Annotated in this window: 3 protein-coding genes; 2 read left to right on the top strand and 1 reads right to left on the bottom strand. The window is 35.5% G+C overall.

Going from position 1 to position 1,996, the window contains the following annotated elements:
• Positions 1–58 precede the first annotated feature (58 nt).
• The gene (locus tag ACP6PL_RS04935; RefSeq protein ID WP_426543156.1) at positions 59–241 is read left to right on the top strand and encodes a site-specific integrase; all 183 of its coding nucleotides are present in this window, start codon (positions 59–61) and stop codon (positions 239–241) included.
• Positions 242–439: a hypothetical protein gene (locus tag ACP6PL_RS04930; RefSeq protein ID WP_426543154.1), complete on the top strand. Its 198-nt coding sequence runs from the start codon at positions 242–244 to the stop codon at positions 437–439.
• 297 nt (positions 440–736) lie between these two features.
• Here ACP6PL_RS04930 and ACP6PL_RS04925 read toward each other — a convergent pair whose 3' ends face one another.
• The gene (locus ACP6PL_RS04925; protein ID WP_426543152.1) at positions 737–1,396 is read right to left on the bottom strand and encodes a hypothetical protein; all 660 of its coding nucleotides are present in this window, start codon (positions 1,394–1,396) and stop codon (positions 737–739) included.
• Between the last annotated feature and the right edge of the window lie 600 nt (positions 1,397–1,996).

Here is a 1,996-nt window from a genome sequence, read left to right as displayed (position 1 = left end):
ACAATTAACTTTTTATTGTGGATGGACGTGAATTTTCTGACACAATTAACTTTTTGTTGTGGGTGGACGTGAATTTTCTGACACATTGATTAGCACTCAGGGGTCAGATTCTGCCATTACGGCAGTTCTGGAGAGAAATGGAGGCAATATTAGAAAAGCTCAAAGTTTTAGTCGTCATACAGATCTCAAGACCTTAATGATATATGACGACAACTTGCAACAACCACAACTAGAGTTTTAGATGAAATATAAAATCACTTTCTCTGCCGACTTCCGTTCTGGAGATGATATTTTTGTTGAGGATTTTGTGGAAGTATTAGAAGCTGAGGGAAAACTTAGAAAACTTGATATTTACGGCATTTTGAATAAGAAGCTTGAGGAAAAATATGACAATTTCAATGATCTTAATTATGAAGGAATGAGGGTAGAGAAAGTCTAATATGAAAAACAGAAAACAGAAAAAAATAGCCCCTATAGACTTAGGGGCTAAAACTTTTTCGAGTCAAGATTGCTATATTTTTATTATCAGTGCAATCCTGGATAAATAGTAAAAACGTGCATAAGTTATCACAAAAATTCTGCTGCATCCTCTGGACGTGGAAAAAAATGCACAATATACAATTTTCCCGTTTTGGCACAGTCTCTCTAATTACAGTCACCTAGTTTTACGCCAAAATGAAGAAAATCATCATATTAGGGATGCTACATAGAATACTCCTATTATTTGATCAAATGTTTATTTATATTGTCTTTGTTTTAAAGCACCACTAAGAACCGCAACACCCAAAGCTAATAAACTAAAAATAGCAGTTGGTTCAGGTGTAGAGACTGGAGAATCAATATCTTCACTAATTACTGTGAAAGGGTTTGTTGGCATTGTCTGTCTGGGACTATTACTTCCAAACCAATTAGAGCTATCGCTGATGGCTGCCAGTAATTCTGCTTGGGTACCAGAAGTGATACCTGTATAAATGGCATTGTCAAATTCGTTTATAGCTACTGCTGTTTCACCATTGACTAAACCTGTTGGCAGGGCAGATGTATTAGAGCTGGTTGAGTCAGACTGCCATATTCCAGGATTACCTTCACTATTGAGAGCATAAAGAAAGTTTGGGCTGCTACTATCTCCTTGATAAGCAATAATTTGGTCGCCAGCAGCCGAGAATAAAATATTACTGAGAGTAGGATTAATTATTGTTCCCGCAGCAATATCTGTGGATGCGGTCCAAGTAAAAGTTCCTTCAGTAGGTCTAAAGGAACCATCGGCTCGCCAACCGTTATCGGTAAAATTGATTTTTGTACCTGCACCAATATCTACTAATGATGTAAAGGCAAATTCGTCAGGGTTGTCGAAGTTGAAGCCGACAATTGCTATATCACCTGCTGATAATCTCATGGCAGCTATTTATATTTCCTAGTTAGTTGGATTGTATTATTATTGGACAAAAAGTAAGTCTAATATTGTGTAAGACTCAACTATTTTTGATCACAGAGAACTTAGCACTTAATTACAGTTACTCTAGTTTTATATCATGTCCGGATAATTAGTGATCAAAAAACTTTCTCCTTCTTTTCTTATTTCTTCCCTCCTGGATTCTGACTCCTGAGTAGTTTATTTATAACTGTTCAACCGGACATGATATTACGCCAAAACGGAGCGTTTCTTGATACTGAAATTGATTTTAGGTTTTCGGTCTAATTTAGGTTTTATAACTTAATTAACAAATGTAGTTAATATACGAACTATTTAGGGACAATGTTCATATTATCATTCCCACACTTTACTGATGCACTACCAGTATTTACAATACGAAATTGTCCGCTCTTCTGTCTTCTTATTTTTGGTATCTTCATTTCCAAACAAGTAGTAATCAAAATCAAACCAAACTTTGTAGACACCATTTTTACTATGGTTTATTTTAATACTAAATAAGATAGGCGAGAATAACTGAAGTCAGAAGTGGGAGCATTGAACTCCCACACTTGGATAATACAA

Source organism: Dapis purpurea BLCC-M126 (genome assembly GCF_050015975.1).
Classification (GTDB): Bacteria; Cyanobacteriota; Cyanobacteriia; order Cyanobacteriales; family Microcoleaceae; genus Trichodesmium.
This window is presented reverse-complemented; position numbering and strand designations above follow the sequence as displayed.

Coding starts and splice junctions, on each gene's coding strand:
- ACP6PL_RS04930 (WP_426543154.1), top strand. CDS start 242: ATGAAATATAAAATCACTTTCTCTGCCGACTTCCGTTCTGGAGATGAT.
- ACP6PL_RS04925 (WP_426543152.1), bottom strand. CDS start 1,396: ATGAGATTATCAGCAGGTGATATAGCAATTGTCGGCTTCAACTTCGAC.